This is a genomic window from Roseobacter sp. TSBP12 (assembly GCF_009129705.1).
In the GTDB taxonomy this organism is placed as follows: Bacteria; Pseudomonadota; Alphaproteobacteria; order Rhodobacterales; family Rhodobacteraceae; genus Celeribacter; species Celeribacter baekdonensis_A.
The window spans coordinates 1-2,500 of sequence record NZ_PYIB01000059.1 but is presented as its reverse complement, the minus strand read 5'-3'; the positions used below and the strand labels follow the sequence as shown (position 1 = coordinate 2,500).

General features: G+C 52.7%; 1 tRNA gene and 2 rRNA genes (1 of these 3 cut by a window edge). All 3 read left to right on the top strand.

The annotated features are described in order from the left end of the window. Positions 1 to 1,695, top strand: a 23S ribosomal RNA gene (locus C8029_RS17460) (it extends 1,133 nt beyond the left edge of the window). Positions 1,696 to 1,823: 128 nt separating this feature from the next. Then, positions 1,824 to 1,938: ribosomal RNA gene (gene rrf / locus C8029_RS17455) — 5S ribosomal RNA — on the top strand. Between the two features lie 167 nt (positions 1,939 to 2,105). Next, positions 2,106 to 2,182, top strand: a tRNA-Met gene (locus C8029_RS17450). Positions 2,183 to 2,500 lie beyond the last annotated feature (318 nt).

The window sequence follows — 2,500 nt, the reverse complement described above, 5'->3', positions numbered from 1 at the left end:
GATAAGTTGTCCTGCGGCGAAGATGTAACGGGGCTCAAGCCATGAGCCGAAGCTGAGGATGCCGTAAGGCATGGTAGCAGAGCGTAGTGTGACATAGTTCCATGTGTCCTTACCCACTTCGGTGGGATTGGACACAAGGAGCTTTCTGTGAAGCGGGCGCGTGAGCGATCCCGTGGAGAGATCACTAGTGAGAATGATGACATGAGTAGCGACAAACAGGGTGAGAGACCCTGTCGCCGAAAGTCCAAGGGTTCCTGCTTAAAGCTAATCTGAGCAGGGTGAGCCGACCCCTAAGGCGAGGCCGAAAGGCGTAGTCGATGGGAACCAGGTTAATATTCCTGGGCCAGTAAGAAGTGACGGATCTCGAGGGTAGTTCATCCTTATCGGATTGAATGGGCTGCTTAGAGGTTCCTGGAAATAGCTCTTACATAAGATCGTACCCTAAACCGACACAGGTGGACTGGTAGAGAATACCAAGGCGCTTGAGAGAACTATGTTGAAGGAACTCGGCAAAATACCTCCGTAAGTTCGCGAGAAGGAGGCCCGGTTCCAAGGCAACTTGGAGCTGGGGGCACAAACCAGGGGGTGGCGACTGTTTACTAAAAACACAGGGCTCTGCGAAGTCGTAAGACGACGTATAGGGTCTGACGCCTGCCCGGTGCCTGAAGGTTAAAAGGAGGAGTGCAAGCTCCGAATTGAAGCCCAGGTAAACGGCGGCCGTAACTATAACGGTCCTAAGGTAGCGAAATTCCTTGTCGGGTAAGTTCCGACCTGCACGAATGGCGTAACGACTTCCCCGCTGTCTCCAACATAGACTCAGCGAAATTGAATTGCCTGTCAAGATGCAGGCTTCCCGCGGTTAGACGGAAAGACCCCGTGCACCTTTACTACAGCTTCACACTGGCATTAGGCCGAACATGTGCAGGATAGGTGGTAGGCTTTGAAGCAGGGACGCTAGTCCCTGTGGAGCCTCCCTTGAGATACCACCCTTGTTCTGCTTGATGTCTAACCGCGGACCGTTATCCGGTTCCGGGACCTGTGTGGCGGGTAGTTTGACTGGGGCGGTCGCCTCCTAAAGAGTAACGGAGGCGCGCGAAGGTTGGCTCAGAGCGGTCGGAAATCGCTCGTTGAGTGCAATGGCAAAAGCCAGCCTGACTGCAAGACTGACAAGTCGAGCAGAGACGAAAGTCGGCCATAGTGATCCGGTGGTCCCGAGTGGAAGGGCCATCGCTCAACGGATAAAAGGTACGCCGGGGATAACAGGCTGATACTGCCCAAGAGTCCATATCGACGGCAGTGTTTGGCACCTCGATGTCGGCTCATCTCATCCTGGGGCTGGAGCAGGTCCCAAGGGTATGGCTGTTCGCCATTTAAAGAGGTACGTGAGCTGGGTTTAGAACGTCGTGAGACAGTTCGGTCCCTATCTGCCGTGGGTGTAGGATACTTGAGAGGAGTTGCCCCTAGTACGAGAGGACCGGGGTGAACGATCCACTGGTGGACCAGTTGTTATGCCAATAGCAGTGCTGGGTAGCTATGATCGGAAAGGATAACCGCTGAAGGCATCTAAGCGGGAAGCCCCCCTCAAAACAAGGTATCCCTGAGAGCCGAGGTAGACCACCTCGTCGATAGGCTGGAGATGTAAGTGCAGTAATGCATTCAGTTGACCAGTACTAATTGCTCGATAGGCTTGATTTGATCCAGTAAAAGCAAAACTGAAAAGTTTTACTCACTGTGACAAACAGAAGCATACATACCAACACACAGTATAATGTATCTGACTTGGACAGGCCGGGCCTCAAACCCGGTCGTGGCTCTTTATTCGGTTTGGTGGTCACAGCGCTAGTGAAACACCCGATCCCATCCCGAACTCGGCCGTTAAGCACGGTTGCGCCGATGGTACTGCGACTTAAGTCGTGGGAGAGTAGGTCACCGCCAAACCTAATAAAGAGCCATATTTAATCTCTCTGACGATATCTAAATATCCCCGATCGCTTAAAACAGCCCTCGGGCAATATCCAGAACATCAATGTTCTGAAAAAAGCGTCCTTTGCCTTTTGGGTCAAAGCACCGTGCAAGTCGCCGAACAGGCTAAAGCACAAAAATGTCGCGGGGTGGAGCAGCCCGGTAGCTCGTCAGGCTCATAACCTGAAGGTCACAGGTTCAAATCCTGTCCCCGCAACCAAAAATCATCAATATATATCAAACACATAGCGCCCAAAAGGGCGCTCTTCGCGTTTATGCCAACCCGGCCACTCTGCAAGCGAGAGGTGCCAAACTCAACGGTGTGGCAAGGTAAGCGAGATGGACGCCAAATAAGACAGGCCCAATCCAGCCCCGTGACATGAAGTTCCATCGCTTAGGATGCCCAGATCGACGCAGGCACCATCACCTCGCCACGTGCCAACAAACGTGCAGTACGCATTACGCCTGCAGAAATAAGTTCTAGGCCCAACTCATTCTTATGATAGTTCACACTAACGGCCATCTGACCCGAAGGATG